Source organism: Streptomyces sp. NPDC046887, assembly GCF_040644755.1.
Taxonomy (GTDB): Bacteria; Actinomycetota; Actinomycetes; order Streptomycetales; family Streptomycetaceae; genus Streptomyces; species Streptomyces lichenis.
The window spans coordinates 621,585-641,309 of the sequence record NZ_JBEYXH010000001.1 but is presented as its reverse complement, the minus strand read 5'-3'; the positions used below and the strand labels follow the sequence as shown (position 1 = coordinate 641,309).

The following is a 19,725-nucleotide window of genomic DNA, read 5'->3' as shown; positions in this document are numbered from 1 at the left end:
ACCCCTGGAGCCTGTTGTGAAAGACGCGTTCGGAGCGCCGCAGTCGGTGCTGGTCCTCGGCGGTACCTCGGAGATCGGCCTCGCCACCGTCCGCCGGCTGATCGCCCGCCGTACCCGCCGGGTCTGGCTGGCCGGCCGGCCATCCCCCGGGCTGGACTCGGCGGCCGAGGCGCTGCGCCGGACCCGGGTGGAGGAGGTGCGCACCGTGGAGTTCGACGCGCTGGACACCGCGAGCCACCAGGAGGTACTGGGCAAGGTGTTCGCCGAGGGGGACATCGACCTGGTGCTGCTCGCCTTCGGGGTGCTCGGCGACCAGGCCCGGGACGAGACCGACCCGCCGGCCGCCGTACGGGTGGCGCAGACCAACTACACCGGGGCCGTCTCGGCCGGGCTGGTGTGCGCCGGGGCGCTGGAGGCACAGGGGCACGGCTCGCTGGTGGTGCTCTCCTCGGTGGCGGCCGAACGGCCCCGGCGGGCCAACTTCCTCTACGGGTCCAGCAAGGCCGGTCTGGACGCCTTCGCCCAGGGCCTCGGGGACGCGCTGTACGGGACCGGGGTGCATGTGATGGTGGTGCGGCCCGGGTTCGTCCGCACCCGGATGACGGCAGGGCTCGACCCCGCGCCGCTGGCCACCACCCCGGAGGCGGTGGCCACCGCGATCGAGCTGGGGCTGCGGCGGCGCACCGAGACGGTGTGGGTGCCGGGGGCGCTGCGGCCGGTGATGGCGGCGGTACGCCATCTGCCGCGGCCGCTGTTCCGCCGGCTGCCCTTCTGACCACCGGGCCCGGTCAGTGGCGGAAGGCGGCCCGCTCGTCGATCGGTGAGCCGCCCTGCGCGGGCACCGCGGGGGTGTTCAGCCCGGCGCCGAACTCGTAGTCGGAGAGCTTGCGCCAGACCTGGTCGGCGCCCTGCTCGTAGAGCGCGAAGGAGCCGACGTTCCAGGCGGCCTCGAAGGCGGCCAGCTCCTCGTACGCCCGGTCCATGCCCTCCTCGGAGATGCCGTGGGCGACCGTGACATGCGGGTGGTACGGGAAGGCCAGCTCGCGCACCAGGGGCCCGGAGGCGTCCCGGACCCGCTGCTGGAGCCAGGAGCAGGCCGCCGCGCCCTCCACCACCTGGACGAAGACGACCGGGGAGAGCGGGCGGAAGGTGCCGGTGCCGCTCAGCCGCATGGGGAACGCCCGGCCGGACGCGGCCACCCGGGCGAGGTGCGCCCGTACGGCGGGCAGCCGCTCCGGCTCCACCTCGGTGGGCGGCAGCAGCGTGACATGGGTGGGAATGGCGTGCGCGGCGGGGTCACCGAAGCCCGCGCGCCGCTGCTGGAGCAGGCTGCCGTAGGGCTCCGGGACCGCGATCGAAACGCCGAGCGTTACGGTCCCCACGTCGTACTCCTCACAGGTCGTCTCGCAGCTGGTCCCGGTGCGGCGGTCCCGCCCGCCGCCCTCCCCCGGTCGTCTTCGCTTGGCCGTGCCGTCGTGCCATCGTGCCGATGTCCGTGCAGTCGTGCCTGATTCTCGTGTGGTCCTCGTCGTGCCGGTCCGTCGTCAGTGTGGCGGGTGCGCCCGCCGCTGACCAGAGCCACCGGAGCGAGTGACCAGGGCCACGGGAGTGCGCCGGTGGCCCCGGCCGGGTGCTCAGTGCTTGGCCGGCAGGAATCCCACCCTGGCGTAGGTCTGGGCCAGTGTCTCGGCGGCCACCGCCCGGGCCTTCTCCGCGCCCTTGGCCAGGATCGAGTCCAGCGTCTCGGGGTCGTCCAGGTATTCCTGGGTGCGGTCCTTGAACGGAGTGACGAAGTCCACCATCACCTCGGCGAGATCGGTCTTCAGCGCCCCGTACATCTTGCCCTCGTACTCCTTCTCCAGCGCGGCGACGGTGGAGCCGGTGAGCACGGACATGATGGTGAGCAGATTGCTGACGCCCGGCTTGCCGACCGGGTCGAAGCGGATCACCGTGTCGGTGTCGGTGACCGCGCTCTTCACCTTCTTGGCGGTGGCCTTGGGCTCGTCGAGCAGGTTGACCAGGCCCTTGGGCGTGGAGGCCGACTTGCTCATCTTGACCGAGGGGTCCTGGAGGTCGTAGATCTTCGCCGTCTCCTTGGTGATGTACGGCGCGGGCAGGGTGAAGGTCTGCCCGTAGCGGCCGTTGAACCGCTCGGCGAGGTCGCGGGTCAGCTCGATGTGCTGGCGCTGGTCCTCGCCCACCGGGACCTGGTCGGCCTGGTAGAGCAGGATGTCGGCGACCTGGAGGATCGGGTACGTGAAGAGGCCGACGGTGGTCCGGTCGGCGCCCTGCCGGGCGGACTTGTCCTTGAACTGGGTCATCCGGCTCGCCTCGCCGAAGCCGGTCAGGCAGTTCATCACCCAGCCGAGCTGGGCGTGCTCGGGCACATGGCTCTGGACGAAGAGGGTGCAGCGCTCCGGGTCCAGTCCGGCGGCCAGCAGCTGGGCGGCGGCCAGCCGGGTGTTGGCGCGCAGCTGGGCCGGCTCCTGCGGAACGGTGATCGCGTGCAGGTCCACGACGCAGTAGAACGCGTCATGGGTGTCCTGGAGAGCCACCCACTGGCGGACCGCGCCGAGGTAGTTGCCGAGGTGGAACGAGCCGGCGGTGGGCTGGATCCCGGAGAGCACACGAGGACGATCAGAGGCCATGCCCCACATTGTCTCAGGTGCCGCCGACAGCTCGGGAACGGTGCCCCGGGGGGCGGGGGTGGTGACCGGTTGCCCCGGGGCGGGGACGGTGCCCCGTCGCCCCGGGGCAGCGTGTGTCACACCGGCAGGCCCGGGGCCGGGTGCGCGGCCATCAGCTCGGCGACCTCGGCGCGGACCGCGGCCAGCGCGGGCTCGTCGCCGCTACCGGCCGCGGTGACGGACCGGTCGATCCAGCCGGCGACCGCGTCCATGTGCTCCGGCAGCAGGCCCCGGGAGGTGAGCGAGGGGGTGCCGATCCGGATGCCGGAGGGGTCGAAGGGCTTGCGGGGGTCGAACGGGACCGTGTTGTAGTTCACCACGATGCCGGCCCGGTCCAGCGCCTTGGCGGCAGCCTTGCCGGGGACGTCCCGGGTGGTGAGGTCGACCAGCACCAGGTGGTTGTCGGTGCCGCCGGAGACCAGGTCGAAGCCTCGGGCCAGCAGGCCTTCGGCGAGCGCCCGGGCGTTGGCGACCACGGTGTGGGCGTACGCGCGGAAGGCGGGGGCGGAGGCCTCGTGCAGGGCGACCGCGATGGCGGCGGTGGTCTGGTTGTGCGGGCCGCCCTGGAGGCCCGGGAAGACCGCCTTGTCGATCGCCTTGGCGTGCTCCTCGCGGCACATCAGCATGGCGCCGCGCGGACCGCGCAGGGTCTTGTGGGTGGTGGTGGACACCACGTCGGCGTACGGCACCGGGGAGGGGTGGGCGCCGCCCGCGACCAGCCCGGCGATATGCGCGATGTCGGCGACCAGGACCGCGCCGGCCTCCTCGGCGATCTGGGCGAACGCGGCGAAGTCGATGGTGCGGGGCAGCGCGGTGCCGCCGCAGAACAGCACCTTGGGCCGCTCCTTCAGGGCGAGGTCGCGCACCTGGTCGTAGTCGATCAGCCCGTTGTCTTGGCGGACCCCGTACTGCACCCCGCGGAACCAGCTGCCGGTAGCCGAGACGCCCCAGCCGTGGGTGAGGTGGCCGCCCATCGGCAGGGCCATGCCCATCACGGTGTCGCCGGGCTGGGCGAACGCCAGATAGACGGCGAGGTTGGCGGGCGAGCCGGAGTACGGCTGGACGTTGGCGTGGTCGGCGCCGAACAGCGCCCGGGCCCGGTCTCCGGCCAGCCGCTCCACCTGGTCGATGACCTGCTGGCCCTCGTAGTAGCGGCGGCCGGGGTAGCCCTCGCTGTACTTGTTCTGCAGCACGGTGCCGGAGGCTTCCAGCACGGCGGCGGAGACGTAGTTCTCGCTGGGGATCAGGCGCAGGGTCTCGGCCTGGAGCCGCTCCTCGGCGCCGACCAGCGCGGCCAGCTCGGGGTCGGTGGCGGCGAGCGCGGGATGGTGGGCGGGGGTGGCGACGGGTACGGGGGCGGAGATGGTCATGGCGTCCCTCCGGGGGCGGCAGCACGGTCGAGCCGGGGTGCCCAGGCGGGCGGCACCCGTACGGTCTGCCGCGCGCGGCTCCCCCGGGGTCGCTTCCCCGTACGCCAGTCGCCGCGCGTACCGCCCACCCTAGCGGGAGGGCGCCGGAGGGCGCCCGGGGCGTGGCGCTACCGTCGGAGGGCCGGTGGCCTCGGCCCCGCTCTGACGACGTGTACGACTCGTACGGAAGGCACCGCCATGAGCCCGCACCCGCCCCGTACCACCACCCCTCCCCCCGAGGAGGGCGTCCCGCCCGGGCTGCCGTTCGTGGACGAGCACCGGGTGCGGATCACCGCCGGTCCGGTGGTGGTGTGGGCGGCGCTGGCCGGCTGGCTCGGGGAGCGCGGGGGCCCGGCCCCCGCCGCGTACGCCCGGCTGGTCCGCGCCCAACCCGCCTCCGCCAGGCCCGCCGGCCGCTCGGGCGGTGCGCTCGCCGAGGGCGCGGCGCTGCCCGGGTTCCGGGTGGCGCTGTCGGTGCCGCCGGAGCGGGCGGTGCTCACCGGCCGTCACCTCTTCTCCCGGTACGCGGCGGTGCTGGCCCTCTCCCCGGAGCCGGGGGAGGAAAAGGGGAAGGGGACGGGGACGGTGCTGGCGGTACGGACCTACGCGCGGTTCCCCGGCCCGCTGGGCGCGGTGTACCGGGCCCTGGTGATCGGCTCTGGCGGGCACGGGGTGGCGGTCCGGCGCATGCTGGACTCGGTCCGCCGCCGCGCCGAGGGCTGAGCGGGCACCGCGAGGGGTCCGTTGGTTTCCGGCCGCCGCAGAGGATGGATTTGGGCCATTACCGGCGGAGGATTCGGGGCGTACGGTGAGTTCCCCGCCCACAGGGGAGGTTTCCGTGCCCGCACGGGAGGTTTCCCTGCGGGTGAGGCGAGCGACGATAGGAAGGGGCGCCACCACCGCCCCGGGCCGCACAGAGGACGGAGACCCCGTGTCGAGCGCATACGACGAGCCGAACACCGAGCCGACGACCGAGGCGGGCGCCGCTTCCGCCGGGGCGGCGACCCGGGAGGCGATCGACGCCGCCGAGGCGCACGGCGCGCACAACTACCACCCGCTCCCGGTCGTCGTCTCCACGGCGGACGGCGCCTGGATGACGGATGTCGAGGGGCGGCGCTACCTGGACATGCTGGCCGGCTACTCGGCCCTCAACTTCGGCCACGGCAACCGCCGGCTGATCGACGCGGCCAAGGCGCAGCTGGACCGGGTGACGCTGACCTCCCGGGCGTTCCACCACGACCGGTACGCGGAGTTCTGCGAGCGGCTGGCGGAGTTCTGCGGCATGGAGATGGTGCTGCCGATGAACACCGGCGCGGAGGCGGTGGAGACCGCGGTCAAGACCGCCCGCAAGTGGGGCTACCGGGTCAAGGGCGTGCCGGACGGGCGGGCGCGGATCGTCGTCGCGGACGGCAACTTCCACGGCCGTACCACCACCATCGTCAGCTTCTCCACCGACCCGGAGGCCCGGGAGCACCACGGCCCCTACACACCCGGCTTCGACATCGTCCCGTACGGGGACCTGGCGGCGCTGGAGGCGGCGATCACCGAGGAGACGGTGGCCGTGCTGCTGGAGCCGATCCAGGGCGAGGCGGGCGTACTGGTGCCGCCGCCCGGCTATCTGCCCGCGGTACGGGAGCTGACCCGGCGCCGCGGGGTGCTGTTCGTCGCGGACGAGATCCAGTCCGGGCTGGGCCGCACCGGGCGGAGCTTCGCCTGCGAGCACGAGGGTGTCGTCCCGGACATGTACCTGCTCGGCAAGGCGCTGGGCGGCGGGGTGGTGCCGGTCTCGGCGGTGGTGTCCAGCGCGGAGGTGCTGGGCGTGCATCGGCCGGGCGAGCACGGCTCGACCTTCGGCGGGAACCCGCTGGCCTGCGCGGTGGCGCTGGAGGTGCTGGCGATGCTGCGCACCGGCGAGTACCAGGAGCGCGCCGCCGAGCTGGGCGACCATCTCCACCAGGAGCTGGGGCTGATGGTCGCCGACGGCACGGTGGCGGCGGTGCGCGGCCGGGGCCTGTGGGCCGGGGTGGACGTGGTGCCGGGGCTGGGCAGCGGCCGGGAGGTGTCCGAGCGGCTGATGGAGCGCGGGGTGCTGGTGAAGGACACCCATGGCTCCACCCTCCGGATCGCCCCGCCGCTGGTGATCTCCAAGGAGGACCTGGACTGGGGGCTGGAGCAGCTGCGCCAGGTGCTCGCGGACGCCGCCGCCCGCTGAGCAGCCGGCCGGGGGTGGTCAGAGGATGACGTGCGGCAGGAAGCGCGCGTACTCGTCGGTGACCAGGTCGGCCGACTCCCGGATGCCGAGCCCGGCGGCCTCGTTCTCGACCACCCAGGCGCCGAGCACCGTCCGGTTGCCGTCGAAGTCGGGCAGCGGGGCCAGCTCCTGGTAGCAGCAGGGCTCGTCCCGTACGGCCGGGGGCTCGCCGGCCCCGTGCACCGTCACCCCGGCGCCCTCGCGGCCGAGCAGCGGCTTGGCCACGTAGCCGGGGCCTCCGGGGTCGGCCAGCTCTCGCGGGCCGTCGAGATAGGCGGGCAGCAGGTTGGGGTGGCCCGGGTACAGCTCCCAGAGGATCGCCAGCAGCGCCTTGTTGGAGAGCAGCATCTTCCAGACGGGCTCGATCCAGCAGGTGGAGCCGGTGCCGCCGCCGTTGTCGAGGGTGGCGAGGACATGCGGGCCGAACCGGTCGGTGGTCAGCCACTCCCAGGGGTAGAGCTTGAAGCAGCTGCGGATGAAGCGCAGCTTCTCGTCCACGAAGCGCCCGGTGATCCGGTCGAAGCCGATCCGCTCCACCGACAGCGCCTCGGTCTCCAACCCGGCCTGCTCGGCGGTCTCGCGCAGATAGGCGACCGTCATCAGGTCCTCGCCCAGCTCGTCGCCGTCGCTGTGCGCGAAGTGCACCGGCCCGGGCGGCAGCAGGTGCTTCTGCCGGCGCCAGGCCTCGACCAGCCGCTCGTGCAGCGAGTTCCACTGGTCGGCGCCGGGGAAGCGCTCCTCCATCCAGAACCACTGCGGACTGGCCGCCTCCACCAGGGAGGTGGGGGTGTCCGCGTTGTACTCCAGCATCTTGGCCGGGCCGGTGCCGTCGTAGCGCAGGTCGAACCGCCCGTAGACGGACGGTAGTTCGGCGCGGCGGCGCCAGGCCTCGGTGATCAGGCGGACCAGCCGGGGCTCGGTGATGCCGAGGTCGGCGAACCGCTCCTTCTCCACGATGTGCGCGGCCGCGGCCAGGCACATGGTGTGCAGCTCCTCGACGACCTCCTCCAGCGCCTCCACCTCGGGCAGCGAGAAGACGTAGTAGGCGCTCTCGTCCCAGTACGGGCGGAGCGAGCCGTCCGGGTAGCGGGTGAGCGGGTAGATGCAGCCCTGCTCCTCGACGGTCTGCTGCCAGCCGGGGCGCGGCTCGATGGTGTGGCGCTTCACGGGTCGGCCGGCCCGGGCTCAGCCGCCGCCGGACCCGGAGCAGCCGAAGCCGCCGCGGTCCACGGCCGCCTTGTCGAAGCTGCCGCCGGACAGCTTGCCCTTGCTGTTGGAGCCGCCGTAGTAGTACGCCCCCCGGCTGCCGCTGCCGCCGTCGTCGCAGTCCTCGCGGGACAGCTCCTTCTGCGTCTGCCGGTCGGCGCAGCGCTTGTCCGGCTCGGAGCCGCAGGAGGTGAGGGCCACCGCCATCAGCCCCATGCTGCCCAGTACCACCGTGCTCGACCTCAGCCTGCGCATCGCAGTCCGTCCCTCCCCGTTGTGGCGCGTCCGGCCCCCGTGCCGTTCCGGCCGTCCGCACACCCTAGAGGGCGGCCCACCGCCCCCGTAAGCCCGGTCCCGGCTCCGTCTGCTCGCCCGGCGGCCCTTCACACACCCCGCGGCACCCGGTTTCGCACCCGGTTTCTCAGGGCAGCGCCCGGCAGAGCGCCTCCAGGGCGCCGGACCAGGCGCTGTCGGTGGGGGTGGCGTAGCCGACGACCAGGCCCTCCCGGTCGTACGGCACCTCGGGGTGGCGGAAGCGGCTGAGGCCCTGGACGGCGAGCCCCTGGTACGAGGCGGCCTGGACGACCGAGGCCTCGGTGCCGGGCGGGAGGTCCAGCACCGCGTGCAGCCCGGCCGCGATACCGCTGACCCGGATGTCGGGGGCGCGTTCGGCGAGGGCGGCCACCAGTTGGTCGCGGCGGCGGCGGTAGCGCAGCCGGCGGCCCCGGATGTGCCGGTCGTACGCCCCGGAGGTGATGAACTCGGCCAGGGTGAGCTGGTCGATCGCGCCGCCGGCCCAGTCCGACCACCCCTTGGCGGCCAGCACCTCGCCGATCAGCCCCTGCGGGAGCACCATCCAGCCGAGCCGCACCCCGGGCGCGAGCGACTTGCTGGCGGTGCCCAGGTAGACCACCCGCTCGGGGTCGAGGCCCTGGAGGGCGCCGACCGCCTGCCGGTCGTAGCGGAACTCGCCGTCGTAGTCGTCCTCCAGGATCAGCGCGCCCTCGGCCCGGGCCCAGTCCACCGCGGCCGCCCGCCGGTCCGGGGGCAGCGCGCCGCCCAGCGGAAACTGGTGCGCCGGGGTGATCAGCAGGGCGCCCTGGCGGGCCAGTTCGCCGGTGCGGGTGCCGTGTTCGTCGTACGGGAGGGCGGGGGTGCGCAGCCCGGCGCCGGTGAGCAGCTCCCAGTGGATGTCCAGCCCGTACGACTCCACGGCCACCTCCCGGACCCGCCGGTCGGCCAGCACCTTGGCCAGCAGCCGCAACCCGTGCACGAAGCCCGAGCAGACCACGATCCGGTCCGGGTCGGCGTGCACCCCGCGGGCCCGGGCCAGATAGTCGGCGAGCGCGGTGCGCAGCTCGATCCGGCCGCGGGGGTCGTTGTAGCCGAAGGCCTCGTGGGGCGCGGCGTTCAGGGCCCGCCGGGCCGCCTTCAGCCACTCGGCGCGCGGGAAGGAGCTCAGGTCGGGAGTGCCGGGGTGCAGGTCGTGGGCGGGTGGGCGGCGTACCGGGGTGTGGGTCAGCCGGGTGGCGCCGGGCGGGCGGCTGCCGGCGGCGGCGCGGCGGCCGGTGAGCGGGGCGGCGCGCTGGGCGACCCGGGTGCCGGAGCCCTGGCGCGCGGTGAGCCAGCCCTCGGCGACCAGCTCCGCGTAGGCGTCGGCGACGGTGTTGCGGGCCACCCCGAGGTCGGCGGCGAGGGTACGGGACGAGGGCAGCCGGGTCCCGGGCGCCAGCCGCCCGGTGCGTACGGCCTCCCGCAGCGCGTTCATCAGCCCGGAGCGGAGCCCCGCCCCGCCCAGGTCCAGGTGGAGGTCGGCGCCGAAAGTGGCCCAGGATTCCGTCATGGAAATGGACCATACCCCTGTGCCACACCACGCCTACGCTCGTGGTCATGACGACGAACACGAACACCACTCAGGACGACAACGGCAAGCTCCCCGAGCACACCGCCCGGCTGGCCTGGGCGCAGCACGCCCCGGAGGTCTACAAGGCGATGGTCCGGCTGGACGCGGCGGCCCGTAAGGGCGTGGACCCGGTCCTGCTGGAGCTGGTGAAGATCCGCGCCTCGCAGCTGAACCACTGCGCCTACTGCCTGGACATGCACACCAAGGACGCGCTGGCCGCCGGGGAGTCGGTGGACCGGATCATCCAGCTCAGCGCCTGGGAGGAGTCCCGGCACTTCTACACCGCCAAGGAGGTCGCCGCGCTGGAGCTGACCGAGGCGATCACGGTGCTCACCGACGGCTTCGTGCCGGACGAGGTCTTCGAGAAGGCCGCCAAGGAGTTCACCGAGCCGGAGCTGGCCCAGCTGATCGCGGCGATCAACGTGATCAACGCCTGGAACCGGTTCGCGGTCAGCTGCCGGATGGTCCCGGGCCACTACACCCCGGGGCAGTTCAAGAACGGCTGAGGTGGCCCGGACCGGGACGCCCAGGGGGCGGGTGCCCGAGCGTGCCGGGGGCTGAGGCGGTCAGGGCCCGGGCCCGGGGCCGCGTGTGCCTGACGTTCGCGCCCGCCGCCGTACGCCCCAGGGGCGCGGGCCCGGCGTCTGCGCCGCCAGGTGGCTGAGGCGGTCGGGGCCCCGGGCCCGGGGGCCGCGTGTGCCTGACGGTCGCGCCCGCCGCCGTACGCCCCAGGGGGCGCGGGCCGCGTGTACGGCCGGGGACGGAGGCGGCCGGGTCCCGGCCCGGAGGGACGGGGGTCCACCGGGCGTTCGGGGGCCGGGCCTCGGGGGGGGTGGGACTCGCCATGCGCCCGGCGGCCCCGCCCCGTACACCCGCGTGCCGCCCGGCTCACGGGCACGGCCGCCGGGGCTACTCCGCCCGCCTCAGCTCGTACCGTACGTTCTCCGCGTCGGCGGACACCCGCTGGAAGCCGGCGCGTGCGACGACCGCGTGGGAGGCGGCGTTGGGGTGGTCCACGGTGGCCCGCACCACCCGGACCGCCGGGTCGGTGAGCGTCCAGCGGACCAGGGCGGCCAGCGCCTCGGCGGCGTAGCCCTGGCCCCGGGCGGAGGCCACCACGTCGTAGCCGATCTCCACCGCCCCCTCCTGGTCGGGCGCGGCGTGGAAGCCGACCCCGCCGACCGCGCGGCCGTCCTCGGCGCGGACGATGGCGTACGAGCCCCAGCCCGGCCGGTACGAGCCGTCCTCCCGGGCCTTGACCACCATGCCGCCGGCGAACCGCGTCCCCTCCTCCGGGCCGCCCTCGGCCCAGCGGAACCCGCCGCTGCCGCCGCCGTGCAGCTCGGCGCCGACGGGCGGCGAGATCTCGCAGAGCAGCAGCCGCTCGGAGCGGATCGGGTCCGCGTACCAGCGCCAGGCGGACGGCCGGGCGGTGCCGTCCTCGGCCTCGGCGCGGCCGGTGGCGTGCAGCAGCACCGCCCATGGGTCATCACCGGCCGAGCGAGGGACATGCGGGAACAACCGGTCCAGGACCCGGTCCACGATCCGCTCGCACCGCCCGGCCGGGGGCCGCCAGCCGGTGCCGGTGAGCGCGGTGACGATGTCATGGGTGTGCAGCAGCGTCTCCAGGATGCCCATCGCGGCGAACCCGTCCGGACCGGCGTCACCGTAGGGGTGCCAGGCCCGGACGTCGGCGGGGGTGGTGCGGACGACGGCGGAGAGCAGCCCGCCGGTGGCCCCGATGATCCGGACCAGCCCGCGCGCGTCGGTGCCGGGCCGGGCGACGATCTCGTAGGGCGCGTACCCCTGCTTCGAGCGCCCGGTCAACTGGGTGGCGTAGCCCGCGAAGTCGTCCGCGATGTGCACCGCCGTCTCCCGGCAGCTCCACTCCAGCCCGTGCGCCGCCTCCGCCCACTCCTGCTCGCCATCCCCGCCCCCGCCCCCGCCCGCGTCCGCGACCGCGCTCAGCGCCTCCACCGTGACGGCCACCGCCACGTCCACGTCATCCGCCCACTCACCCATGATCGTCATGGCCGCGACCCTAGGGTCCGGGCGGGGTCTCGGCCACTGAATTCCGTTGCGCCGTGCGGCCGATGGGCGATCCTGGTCGGGACGGCGATCACCCTCCCCGGAAGGACCCCGCATGTCCGGCTCCGACTCCTCCTTCGCCCCCGTCGACCGGGTGGGCCCGCCGCTGACCGGCGGCGAACGCGAGACGCTCCGCGCGTATCTGGACTACCACCGGGCCACCCTGGCCATGAAGTGCGCGGGCCTCGGCGACGAGGAGTTGCGCCGCCGCACCATGCCGCCGTCCACGCTGTCGCTGCTGGGCCTGGTGCGGCATATGGCGGAGGTGGAGCGGGCCTGGTTCCGCCGGACCATGGCGGGCGAGGCGGAGCTGCCGCTGGTCTGGTCGCCGGAGGGGGACTACCAGCGGGCCTACGACCCGGAGGGCTCGACCGGCCCGGAGGCGTTCACCGCCTGGCAGGCCGAGGTCGCGGAGTCCCGCCGTATCGAGGCCGCCGCACCCTCGCTCGACGTCACCGGCGAGAACCGGCGGAACGAGACCGTGGTCTCGCTGCGCTGGGTGATGCTGCACATGATCCACGAGTACGCCCGGCACAACGGCCACGCCGATCTGCTGCGCGAGGGCGTGGACGGCACGGTCGGGGCGTGAGGGTCTTCCAGGGCGGCCCGGCGGCGGTGATCGGCAACACGCTTGACCTGAAGCGGACTTGAGGTCGGAGGCTGAGCACGTCGACCCGACGGCGCGCAGCGCGGACCCCAGGAGGTACCACCATGACCGTCTCGACCACCCCGCCGGTCACCGGAGTAGAGGTCCCGCAGGAGGACGCGGACGCGATCACCGCGTTCGTCGCCGAGGTGCAGCGCGCCCAGCAGGCCGCGCTGGCCGAGGAGTTCCTCACCGGCTTCCGCCCCGACGCCCTGTGGACCACCGCTCACGGCAGACGGCTGATCGGCTTCGACACCATCGCCGACTTCACCCGCAAGGTGCTGCCGCCGACCGCGGACTCGGACATCACCGCCACCTACGAGGTGGAGCACATCCTGTTCATCCGCGAGGACATCGCCGCCGTGAAGATCCGCCAGCGCCCGGTCACCCGGGACGGCCGCTTCCTGGACGAGGTGTTCCACGGCCACCCCGACCCGTCCGCCCTGGTCGAGGCGCACCCCGACGGCCTGCCCGGCAGCCCGCTGTACATCCTGGCCAAGGACGGCGGCGTCTGGCGCATCGCCGCCGCCCAGAACACGGTGGTCGTCGACCCCGGGTCACTGGCCGCCGCGCCCTGACGGCGGCCGCCCGCTACAGGAGGATCACCAGCTTGCCGGTGCGGTGGCCCTCGTCGGCGGCCCGGTGCGCCTCGGCGGCGTCGGCGAGCGCGAAGGTCCGCTCGACCGGCAGCCGCAGCTCCCCGGCGAGCACCTGCTCGGCCTGCTCGGTCAGCCACCCTCGGGCCGTCTCCGCATCGGTGCCGCCACCCGAGAAGGGCACCCCGTGCTTGGCGGCGTCCGGGGCGGCGATGGTGATGACGCGGTCGGTCGTCCCGCCCCGCAGCTCCACGGAGACCGGCAGGGTGTCGCGGCCCGCCGCGTCGAACACCGCGTCGACGCCCTTGGGCGCGGCATCCCGTACCCGCTCGGCGAGCCCCTCCCCGTACGCCACCGGCAGCGCGCCGAGCCCGCGCAGCAGCTCGTGGTTGGCGGGCGAGGCGGTGCCGATCACGGTGGCTCCGCGGGCCACGGCCAACTGGGTGGCGACCTGGCCGACCGCACCCGCCGCGCCGTGCAGCAGCAGGGTCTCACCGGGGCCCACATCGAGCTGGTCCAGCACCCGGCGGGCGGTCTCCCCGGCCACCGGCAGCGCGGCGGCCTGCTCGAAGGAGAGCCCGGCCGGCTTGGGGACGAGCAGGTCGGCGATGGCGTACTCGGCGTAGGACCCGGTGACCGTGGTGCCGAACACCTCGTCGCCGACCGAGAACCCGCCGGCGCCCTCACCCAGCGCGTCCACCACTCCGGCGAACTCCAGCCCGGGCACGGCGGGGAAGGCCGTCGGCATCACATCCTCCAGCCAGCCGTTCCGGCGCTTGGAGTCCAGCTGGTTGACCCCGGCGGCGACGATCCGCACCCGGACCTGCCCGGGCCCGGGCTCGGGCCGGTCGGCCTCCCCCAGGGTGAGCACCTCCGGACCGCCGAACCCGCGGTAGCTGATGGCACGCATCTCCGTCCTCCTCCTGCTGCTGTTCCTGCTCTGCTCCTGCCGCCGCCGGTCGGGACCGGCCGGCTCCCTCCAGCCTGGTACGGGCGGCTCCACCGCGCGGCCCGCCTTCCGGCCAGTAGGCCCCGGCCGAACGGACAGGCGGCGCCCGAAGCCGTCCGCCTACGCTGGAAGCCATGGAGCACCTGGAGCATCCGGAGCCGCCGAAGGACCCGGAGCCGCTGGACCGTCCGGGGCATCCGGAGCCGCCGGCCCACCTGGGGCATCCGGAGCCACCAAAGCCTCCGGAACCGCTGGACCATCCGGAGCCGCCGGAGCCGCCTCACCCCGGCGGGCGCGCAGAGCGGCCGGCTGACGGCAGCGCACCGCCGCCGGAGGCACCGACAGCCACCGCCCTCTCCCCCTCCCCCACACCCCCGTCCCCCGACCCCGCCACCGCCGCGATCACCGCCGCGTACCGGGTGATCAGCCGCCCGCTGGGCCGGATCCTGCCCGCGCTCTCCGAGCTGCTGGCCGGGCCGGTCCCCCATCTCGCGGCCGCCGAGCTGTCCACCCACTGCTCCTACGCCCCGTTCAAGACCTACGGCTCCGAGCCGGTCACCGCCCGGCTCACCCACGCCGACCTGGCGCCGCTGCTCGCCTCCGGGGTGGCCGGCCGGCCCTGGCAGGGCACCCTGCGGCTGGCCGGGGCCGACCGGCCGGTGCTCGCCGTGCGGAGCGACGCCACGCCCCGGGGCGCGGTGCTGGTGCTGGTACGGGAGGAGGGCGCCGCCCCGGTCGACACGGGCGCGCTCGCCCTGGCCCAGGCCCTGTGGGACCTGGTCACCGCGCACTACGAGCGGCTGGCGGCGGAGGCCGTGCCCGGGGCGCTGACCCGCTCCCTCACCGCCGCCGGCACCCGTTCACGGGTCCTGGCCGAACTGGGCGAGGACCAAGCCGCCACCCTCACCGGGCTGCTCGGGGTGCTCCGCAGCCGCCGGCTGGACGACGGGGCCGCGCGGGCGGCCGCCGTGGAGCTGACCGTCGCCAAACTGGTCGAGCTGCGCGCCCGTACCGAACGCGACCAGGACATCGCCGAGGAGGCGGCCGACCAGGCCTTCGATCGGCTCGCCGACTCGCTGCGGCCGCTGGTCCGCTACAGCCCCGTCCGGCTGGAGCTGGCCGGGCCGGACGAGACCCGGCTGCTCCCCGCCGGACTGGCCGACACCGCCCGCGCGGTGGCCCGCTCCGTCCTCCTCACCGTGCTGGAGCAGGACGGGGTGGGCAGGGTGCAGGTCGGCTGGCGGCTCGACGGGGACGAACTGCGGGTGACCGTACGGGACGACGGCCCGGGCGAGCTGTCCGCCCGCGCCCTGGCACCCGCCCGGGTCGCCGAACGGCTGGACGTCCTGGGCGGCCGCATCGGCCTGGACGCGGTGCCCGGCTGGGGCACCACCGTCACCGCCGCCCTCCCCCTCCGTACCGCCCCGCCTCACCCGGACCCCGCCCCGAGCCCCCTCACCGCCCTGGGTGAACGGGAGTTGGAGGTGCTGACCCGCCTGGCCCGGGGCCACCGCAACCGGGCCATCGCCGAGGAGCTGCACATCAGCGAGTCCACGGTGAAGTTCCATGTCGCCAACATCCTGACCAAGCTCGGCGTGGGCTCCCGGGGCGAGGCCGCCGCGCTCTACCACGCGGCGGCCTGACAACCCGGCGGCCTGCCGGTACCGCCCTCCCCCTCAGGACAACTGCTCGTCGTAGTCCGGCAGCTTGAAGCCCCGCTCGTAGTTCTTGTACTCCAGGTCGCCGGGCCGGTTGCCCACGTTGGCGATGAGGGTGTAGCCCTCCGACACGAACTGCTTGCGGCACCGGATCTTCACGTCCACCGCGTGGTTCTCGTTCTTCTTCAGGCAGATCGCGGTGATGGCCGGGTAGCCCGCCTTCTTCAGCGCGGAGAGCGCCGAGGCCTTGCCGCTCTCCTTGCGGGCGGTGGCGATCAGGATCGGCACCCCGTGGCCCGCGGCGGCCTTGGCGAACTCCAGCACCGGCTTGTTGGGGGCGCCGGGGTGGTACTCGGTCTCCAGCGAGGTGTTGTCGATGTCCAGGACGACCGCCAGCTTCGAACCACCCTGCCGCACCCGCTCGTTGAGGTAGGGCACCGACGGGTCCATGACCTTGCGGACATCGGCCTGCCAGGTCTCGTAGCTCGGCAGCTTGGCCGCAGCGCCACCGGGGGCGGCGGTGGCCGGAGCGGCGGCCAGGCAGAGGGCGAGCAGTCCGGCCGCCGAGGCAGCCGCCTTCCCGGTCTTCGTACTCATGTCGTCATCACTTTCCATTTCGCTTCCCGCGCCCGCGTCCTACGACACCGGCCGGGAAAGGGCAGAGGGGGAGGCCCCGTCGGACGAGATCCCGGACGAGATCCCCCGACGAGGCACTGCGATGGAGTGTGCGAGACGACGCTAGCAACGCGATAACAGAAAGTGTCACCCGTCCGACCGCGACGAATATTCACAGTTTTGACGCGCGGCGCCGGACATCACCGCCGCCACGGGCCTCGATTCCACAGATCCTCCCGGTTCCGCCATTTGCCATGAGATGCCGAATTTGCCGGGGCCGAAGTCCAGACCAATGGCGTGTACGCGGCCGGACGCGTTGAGTTCCAGGTCCCGTACGGCCTTGGGCGCCACCTCCCCGATACGGGTGGTGAGCTGCCGACACCGCGCCGGGAGCGCGGCCGGATGGAAGCAGACCTCCAGCACACACTCGCGCACCGGCCCCCGGAAGTACCGCGAGCTGCGATCCCCACCCACCACCCCACCCTCGGGGAACAGGCCCCGGGGTCGGACGCAGGCATACTCCACCAGCACGGTCTCCCCCCGGCACAGCGGCCGCTCGAACAGCAGCTCCGTGGCGACCAGCCCGGAGCGCGGATGCCCGGCCACCCGGCCCACCCGGCAGTTCCACACCCTGCTCACCGCCGCCGGGCTCCCCGGCCCATCCCCCCAGTCCATCACCGTCAGCAGCCGGTCCGCCCCATCCTCCTCGGCCCGCAGCACAAGCCTGCTGTGCTGCTCACCCGCCCGCCCATCCGGCCCCACCACCACCCGGTCGTGCACGCTCAGCCGCCGCAGCGCCCCGTTGTCCGCGCACCCGGCGAACGGCGCCAGCACCTCGGCCGCCTCGGGCCGGGTGGCGCCCCACACCTCCGCCGTCGCGGGCAGCCGCTCCGTCAACGTACGGCGCCCCCGCGCCCTGGCCGGCTCCAGCAGCCCCCGCAACGCGTTCTCCGGCACTCCGAGTACGGCTTCCAGCCGGCGCAGTGCCCGCAGCGACTCGGGCCGCTCGGGCCGGCGCCGCCCGGACTGCCAGGAGCTGAGGGTGGCGACGCTCAGCCCCGTACCGCAACGGTCCAACCGGTCCCGCAACCGGCTCAGGCTCAGCCCCCGGTCCGCGATGGCCACCCGCAGCGCGTCCGCGAACGGCCCCCGCTCCAGCAACCGCCGCAACTCCTCCGACTGCGTACTCGACCGCGTGCCCGACCGCATGCTCATACCGCCTCCCCGGGCCACTCCCAGTCGACCCCGTGCACCCCCGGAAGGCAGCGGTCCGGCACCAGGTGCACGGTGTGCGAGGCGTCCGGGACGAGCCGCTGCCCGTGCCTCGTCGGCGCCCCGACATGCTCGCGGTAGTACGGGCGGCAGACCGCCGGGAGGGCGCTCGGGTCGAACCGCACATGCAGCAGAAAGGCGCGCAGGGTGGCCGGCACCCGGCGCTCGTAGTCGTGCGAGGGGGTGGTCGCCCCCGCCATCCGCACGGTGTAGTCGACCACCGCCGTCTCGTTGCGCACCAGGCTCCGGCCGAACAGGATGTCCGCCGTCAGACAGCCCAGCTCCGGCAGGCAGGTCACGCGCGCCGACTCCCCGTACCGCACCTCGAAGGCGACGTCCCCCTCCGGCAGCACCAGATCGTCCATCGCCACCACCACGCTCAGCTGGGACACCCCGCTCCGCCGCGCCTTCACCACATGGGTCGTCGCCAGCTCGCACACCGCCCGATGCCGGTTCAGCGTCACCGTCGTATGGATGACCGTGGACTGCAACCCCTCGTTGAAGTGCGCGAACCGCTCATCACCGAGCACCTTCCGCAGAAGGGGGTCGTCCGCGTAGACCCGGCGCCGTACCTCCGGGTCGTACCGCGCCGACCGCCCACGTGGACGGCGCGGCGCCAGCAGCGAGCTGAGCGTCCCGTGCGGCAGGTCGAGCAGCCCCTCCAGCGCGTCGACGGCCCGCAGCGACTCGGGCCGCTCGGGCTGGCTGCGCCCACTGCGCCAGTAGCTCAGCGTCGCCAGCCCGACGGTTATCCCCTGCGCCCGCAGCCGGTCCCGGACACGCTCCAGGGGCAGGTCCCGTCTTCGCAGGGCGGCCGCGAACACGGCGGCGAAATCGCCGCGCTCGCCCAGCCCATTCGACGATACAGAGGAATTCGCAATACTTGGGGCATCTGACGGATCCGGGGGATTCGGAACGGTCGGCATGGTTCTTCCGGTTGCGTGGGGGAGGACGCCCGTCCGCCCGCGCGGGGAAAGACGCAGGCCAAGGGCATGGACCGAAGGAAAGCCCTCACCCTATACGCCGACCCCTTACACCGACCACTTTCACATCAATTGCCAATAACTGTGAAAACCCGCCCCTCCCCGACCCCTTGAACAACCCCTCCCCCTGCGCCACAGTCATTCCACGGCGAAGCCCCCCACCTTCACCGCCCGGGCACGTGCCGGCCCTTCACCGAGCCGGCGCCTACCCAGCCCCGCCCGCAAGGGCCGGCACGCGCCCGTCCCACCCCGGGGGGCGGCTACCGCTTGACCTTGCCGATCATGAGCACCGTCACCGCGATCCGCTATGTGACCTTGGACGCGTCCACCTGCAACCGGCGGACGTTCGGGCTCACCCGCACACAACCCGGTGGCTCCGGGTTCCCAGCCAGGCCGTTCACCGCGCTCGCCACCACCTTGCCCGCCCGCGGGTCGTCGGCCTTCAGTTGCCGGCAGGCCCGTAAGGCGGAGTCCTCCCACACGATGGTGTGGGTCATGACGACTCCTCCACCTCTCGCATCACCTGCTCGTGCGGGTGCTGGGTCCGCCGGCTGCCACACGCCACCGAGTAGTACGCGAGCGCCAGATCGGCGAAGTCCTCGGCGGCCTGCCGGTCCTCGGCCACCTCGATGACCGCCAGCGGCCAGTACAGGTTGACCAACCCGTCGAACTCGTCACCCGTCCCCACCGCGAGCAACTGCCGGTAGAAGGAAGCCCGTTCATCGACCCGCAGCGCCTCCCCCACCCCCTCGACCGTCCGTACGACCTCCGGCCCCCGGTAGCCGGTCTCCTCCCGCGCCCGTCTCACGCTGTCGCGCCAAACGCCCATCGCCGTCTCTCTCCCCTCTCATCGATCCGTCTGCCATCACCAACGAGCGAGGTCTTCACGGGGCTTCGCCCGGATCGGCGTCCCGACGGTTCAGCCGGCGGCCGTGCCCTCGATCAACTCCCGATGCACCGCCTGGAGTCCATCCGGCAGCGCGTCCACATCGCACCACCGCGCCTCCTGGATCTCGAAGTCGTCCAGCTTCAAAGTCCCGCCCACATATCGCGCCTCATACGCCACCTCCACCCGAAGCCGGTAGCCGCTCTTCAACCGCACCAGCCGCCCCGGCTCCACATCCAGCCCGGTCTCCTCCTTCACCTCCCGGACGACGGTCATCCCGAACTCCTCGCCTCTGCGGGCGAACCCGGTCGGCAGCCCCCACGGCCGCTCCGGCGTCCACATCCGGTGCCGCAGCAACAGCACCTGCCCCTCGTCGTTCCGGACCACCCCGGTGACGCCCACCATGAACGTGGCATGCGTGAACCAGAGGATCCGCCACTGCAGGGGCCCTCGGATGAGCCGCCACACCCGGACAACAAGTCGGTTCACGGCATGGCCTCTCGATCGCTTCGGCGGGGACATCACGGTGCTTCCCCCGCCGATTACACATCGCCGCCAGGCGCTACCCGACACATC

The 19,725-nt window shown here is 73.7% G+C and carries 21 protein-coding genes; 7 read left to right on the top strand and 14 right to left on the bottom strand.

The genetic code is table 11. The features are described 5' to 3' along the window. The first annotated feature begins 16 nt into the window (after positions 1-16). On the top strand, positions 17-775 hold the full coding sequence (locus ABZ945_RS02940; protein ID WP_361262783.1) for a decaprenylphospho-beta-D-erythro-pentofuranosid-2-ulose 2-reductase: 759 nt from the start codon (positions 17-19) through the stop codon (positions 773-775). A 13-nt stretch (positions 776-788) separates the two neighbouring features. Here ABZ945_RS02940 and ABZ945_RS02935 read toward each other — a convergent pair whose 3' ends face one another. The 3 genes from ABZ945_RS02935 to glyA all read right to left on the bottom strand — a co-directional run bounded on the left by ABZ945_RS02935 (position 789) and on the right by glyA (position 4,057). Beyond that, positions 789-1,382, bottom strand: a complete 594-nt coding sequence (locus ABZ945_RS02935; RefSeq protein ID WP_361262780.1) for a 2'-5' RNA ligase family protein — start codon at positions 1,380-1,382, stop codon at positions 789-791. A 252-nt stretch (positions 1,383-1,634) separates the two neighbouring features. Beyond that, the gene (gene trpS / locus ABZ945_RS02930; protein WP_361262777.1) at positions 1,635-2,648 is read right to left on the bottom strand and encodes a tryptophan--tRNA ligase; all 1,014 of its coding nucleotides are present in this window, start codon (positions 2,646-2,648) and stop codon (positions 1,635-1,637) included. A 116-nt stretch (positions 2,649-2,764) separates the two neighbouring features. Beyond that, a complete protein-coding gene (gene glyA / locus ABZ945_RS02925; RefSeq protein ID WP_361262773.1) occupies positions 2,765-4,057 on the bottom strand; it encodes a serine hydroxymethyltransferase in 1,293 nt (430 codons plus the stop codon). A gap of 237 nt (positions 4,058-4,294) precedes the next feature. Between glyA and ABZ945_RS02920 the strand changes: the two genes are divergently transcribed. Together ABZ945_RS02920 and rocD are read left to right on the top strand one after the other, a co-directional pair. Beyond that, positions 4,295-4,819 (top strand): hypothetical protein, encoded by a 525-nt coding sequence (locus ABZ945_RS02920; RefSeq protein ID WP_361262770.1) that lies wholly within the window; start codon positions 4,295-4,297, stop codon positions 4,817-4,819. Positions 4,820-5,111: 292 nt separating this feature from the next. Next, positions 5,112-6,308, top strand: a complete 1,197-nt coding sequence (gene rocD / locus ABZ945_RS02915; protein WP_361262944.1) for an ornithine--oxo-acid transaminase — start codon at positions 5,112-5,114, stop codon at positions 6,306-6,308. A gap of 18 nt (positions 6,309-6,326) precedes the next feature. Here rocD and ABZ945_RS02910 read toward each other — a convergent pair whose 3' ends face one another. The 3 genes from ABZ945_RS02910 to ABZ945_RS02900 form a co-directional block, all read right to left on the bottom strand. Beyond that, positions 6,327-7,514 (bottom strand): glutathionylspermidine synthase family protein, encoded by a 1,188-nt coding sequence (locus ABZ945_RS02910; protein ID WP_361262767.1) that lies wholly within the window; start codon positions 7,512-7,514, stop codon positions 6,327-6,329. An 18-nt stretch (positions 7,515-7,532) separates the two neighbouring features. Then, positions 7,533-7,808, bottom strand: a complete 276-nt coding sequence (locus ABZ945_RS02905; protein ID WP_361262764.1) for a hypothetical protein — start codon at positions 7,806-7,808, stop codon at positions 7,533-7,535. A gap of 166 nt (positions 7,809-7,974) precedes the next feature. Beyond that, a complete protein-coding gene (locus ABZ945_RS02900) occupies positions 7,975-9,396 on the bottom strand; it encodes a PLP-dependent aminotransferase family protein (RefSeq protein ID WP_361262761.1) in 1,422 nt (473 codons plus the stop codon). A gap of 47 nt (positions 9,397-9,443) precedes the next feature. On the opposite strand from ABZ945_RS02900, the gene ABZ945_RS02895 reads away from it, so the two are divergent. Beyond that, the gene (locus ABZ945_RS02895) at positions 9,444-9,962 is read left to right on the top strand and encodes a carboxymuconolactone decarboxylase family protein (RefSeq protein ID WP_361262758.1); all 519 of its coding nucleotides are present in this window, start codon (positions 9,444-9,446) and stop codon (positions 9,960-9,962) included. A 403-nt stretch (positions 9,963-10,365) separates the two neighbouring features. On the opposite strand, the gene ABZ945_RS02890 is transcribed toward ABZ945_RS02895, so the two are convergent. After that, positions 10,366-11,487, bottom strand: a complete 1,122-nt coding sequence (locus tag ABZ945_RS02890; protein ID WP_361262755.1) for a GNAT family N-acetyltransferase — start codon at positions 11,485-11,487, stop codon at positions 10,366-10,368. Between the two features lie 112 nt (positions 11,488-11,599). Between ABZ945_RS02890 and ABZ945_RS02885 the strand changes: the two genes are divergently transcribed. Continuing rightward, the gene (locus ABZ945_RS02885; RefSeq protein ID WP_361262752.1) at positions 11,600-12,133 is read left to right on the top strand and encodes a DinB family protein; all 534 of its coding nucleotides are present in this window, start codon (positions 11,600-11,602) and stop codon (positions 12,131-12,133) included. Positions 12,134-12,255: 122 nt separating this feature from the next. Continuing rightward, positions 12,256-12,768, top strand: coding sequence for an SgcJ/EcaC family oxidoreductase (locus ABZ945_RS02880; protein ID WP_361262750.1), 513 nt, complete (start codon positions 12,256-12,258; stop codon positions 12,766-12,768). Between the two features lie 13 nt (positions 12,769-12,781). Here the strand turns inward: ABZ945_RS02880 and ABZ945_RS02875 are convergent, their stop codons facing one another. Beyond that, a complete protein-coding gene (locus ABZ945_RS02875; protein WP_361262747.1) occupies positions 12,782-13,696 on the bottom strand; it encodes an NADP-dependent oxidoreductase in 915 nt (304 codons plus the stop codon). Between the two features lie 173 nt (positions 13,697-13,869). On the opposite strand from ABZ945_RS02875, the gene ABZ945_RS02870 reads away from it, so the two are divergent. After that, positions 13,870-15,378, top strand: coding sequence for a LuxR C-terminal-related transcriptional regulator (locus ABZ945_RS02870; RefSeq protein WP_361262744.1), 1,509 nt, complete (start codon positions 13,870-13,872; stop codon positions 15,376-15,378). 33 nt (positions 15,379-15,411) lie between these two features. Here ABZ945_RS02870 and ABZ945_RS02865 read toward each other — a convergent pair whose 3' ends face one another. The 6 genes from ABZ945_RS02865 to ABZ945_RS02840 form a co-directional block, all read right to left on the bottom strand. Continuing rightward, positions 15,412-15,990 (bottom strand): HAD family acid phosphatase, encoded by a 579-nt coding sequence (locus ABZ945_RS02865; RefSeq protein ID WP_361262741.1) that lies wholly within the window; start codon positions 15,988-15,990, stop codon positions 15,412-15,414. Positions 15,991-16,155: 165 nt separating this feature from the next. Further along, positions 16,156-17,223 carry a helix-turn-helix transcriptional regulator gene (locus ABZ945_RS02860; RefSeq protein WP_361262738.1) on the bottom strand — a complete coding sequence of 356 codons (1,068 nt, stop codon included), beginning with the start codon at positions 17,221-17,223 and terminating at the stop codon, positions 16,156-16,158. Beyond that, on the bottom strand, positions 17,220-18,104 hold the full coding sequence (locus ABZ945_RS02855) for a hypothetical protein (protein ID WP_361262735.1): 885 nt from the start codon (positions 18,102-18,104) through the stop codon (positions 17,220-17,222). The genes ABZ945_RS02860 and ABZ945_RS02855 overlap by 4 nt, the downstream gene beginning before the upstream one ends. A gap of 464 nt (positions 18,105-18,568) precedes the next feature. Next, positions 18,569-18,760: a type II toxin-antitoxin system RelE/ParE family toxin gene (locus ABZ945_RS02850; RefSeq protein ID WP_361262732.1), complete on the bottom strand. Its 192-nt coding sequence runs from the start codon at positions 18,758-18,760 to the stop codon at positions 18,569-18,571. Continuing rightward, entirely contained in the window at positions 18,757-19,071 is a 315-nt protein-coding gene (locus ABZ945_RS02845) for a hypothetical protein (RefSeq protein ID WP_361262729.1), read from the bottom strand. Before ABZ945_RS02845 ends, ABZ945_RS02850 begins: the two co-directional genes overlap by 4 nt. A 111-nt stretch (positions 19,072-19,182) precedes the next feature. After that, positions 19,183-19,638: an NUDIX domain-containing protein gene (locus tag ABZ945_RS02840; protein ID WP_361262726.1), complete on the bottom strand. Its 456-nt coding sequence runs from the start codon at positions 19,636-19,638 to the stop codon at positions 19,183-19,185. Positions 19,639-19,725: the final 87 nt, after the last annotated feature.

Bases quoted from the DNA above. Each gene is read 5' to 3' on its own strand.
- ABZ945_RS02920 (WP_361262770.1), top strand. From the start codon at position 4,295: ATGAGCCCGCACCCGCCCCGTACCACCACCCCTCCCCCCGAGGAGGGC.
- ABZ945_RS02905 (WP_361262764.1), bottom strand. From the start codon at position 7,808: ATGCGCAGGCTGAGGTCGAGCACGGTGGTACTGGGCAGCATGGGGCTG.
- ABZ945_RS02865 (WP_361262741.1), bottom strand. From the start codon at position 15,990: ATGAGTACGAAGACCGGGAAGGCGGCTGCCTCGGCGGCCGGACTGCTC.
- glyA (WP_361262773.1), bottom strand. From the start codon at position 4,057: ATGACCATCTCCGCCCCCGTACCCGTCGCCACCCCCGCCCACCATCCC.
- ABZ945_RS02875 (WP_361262747.1), bottom strand. From the start codon at position 13,696: ATGCGTGCCATCAGCTACCGCGGGTTCGGCGGTCCGGAGGTGCTCACC.
- ABZ945_RS02870 (WP_361262744.1), top strand. From the start codon at position 13,870: ATGGAGCACCTGGAGCATCCGGAGCCGCCGAAGGACCCGGAGCCGCTG.
- trpS (WP_361262777.1), bottom strand. From the start codon at position 2,648: ATGGCCTCTGATCGTCCTCGTGTGCTCTCCGGGATCCAGCCCACCGCC.
- ABZ945_RS02885 (WP_361262752.1), top strand. From the start codon at position 11,600: ATGTCCGGCTCCGACTCCTCCTTCGCCCCCGTCGACCGGGTGGGCCCG.
- ABZ945_RS02890 (WP_361262755.1), bottom strand. From the start codon at position 11,487: ATGACGATCATGGGTGAGTGGGCGGATGACGTGGACGTGGCGGTGGCC.
- ABZ945_RS02900 (WP_361262761.1), bottom strand. From the start codon at position 9,396: ATGACGGAATCCTGGGCCACTTTCGGCGCCGACCTCCACCTGGACCTG.
- ABZ945_RS02860 (WP_361262738.1), bottom strand. From the start codon at position 17,223: ATGAGCATGCGGTCGGGCACGCGGTCGAGTACGCAGTCGGAGGAGTTG.
- ABZ945_RS02880 (WP_361262750.1), top strand. From the start codon at position 12,256: ATGACCGTCTCGACCACCCCGCCGGTCACCGGAGTAGAGGTCCCGCAG.
- ABZ945_RS02895 (WP_361262758.1), top strand. From the start codon at position 9,444: ATGACGACGAACACGAACACCACTCAGGACGACAACGGCAAGCTCCCC.
- ABZ945_RS02850 (WP_361262732.1), bottom strand. From the start codon at position 18,760: ATGACCCACACCATCGTGTGGGAGGACTCCGCCTTACGGGCCTGCCGG.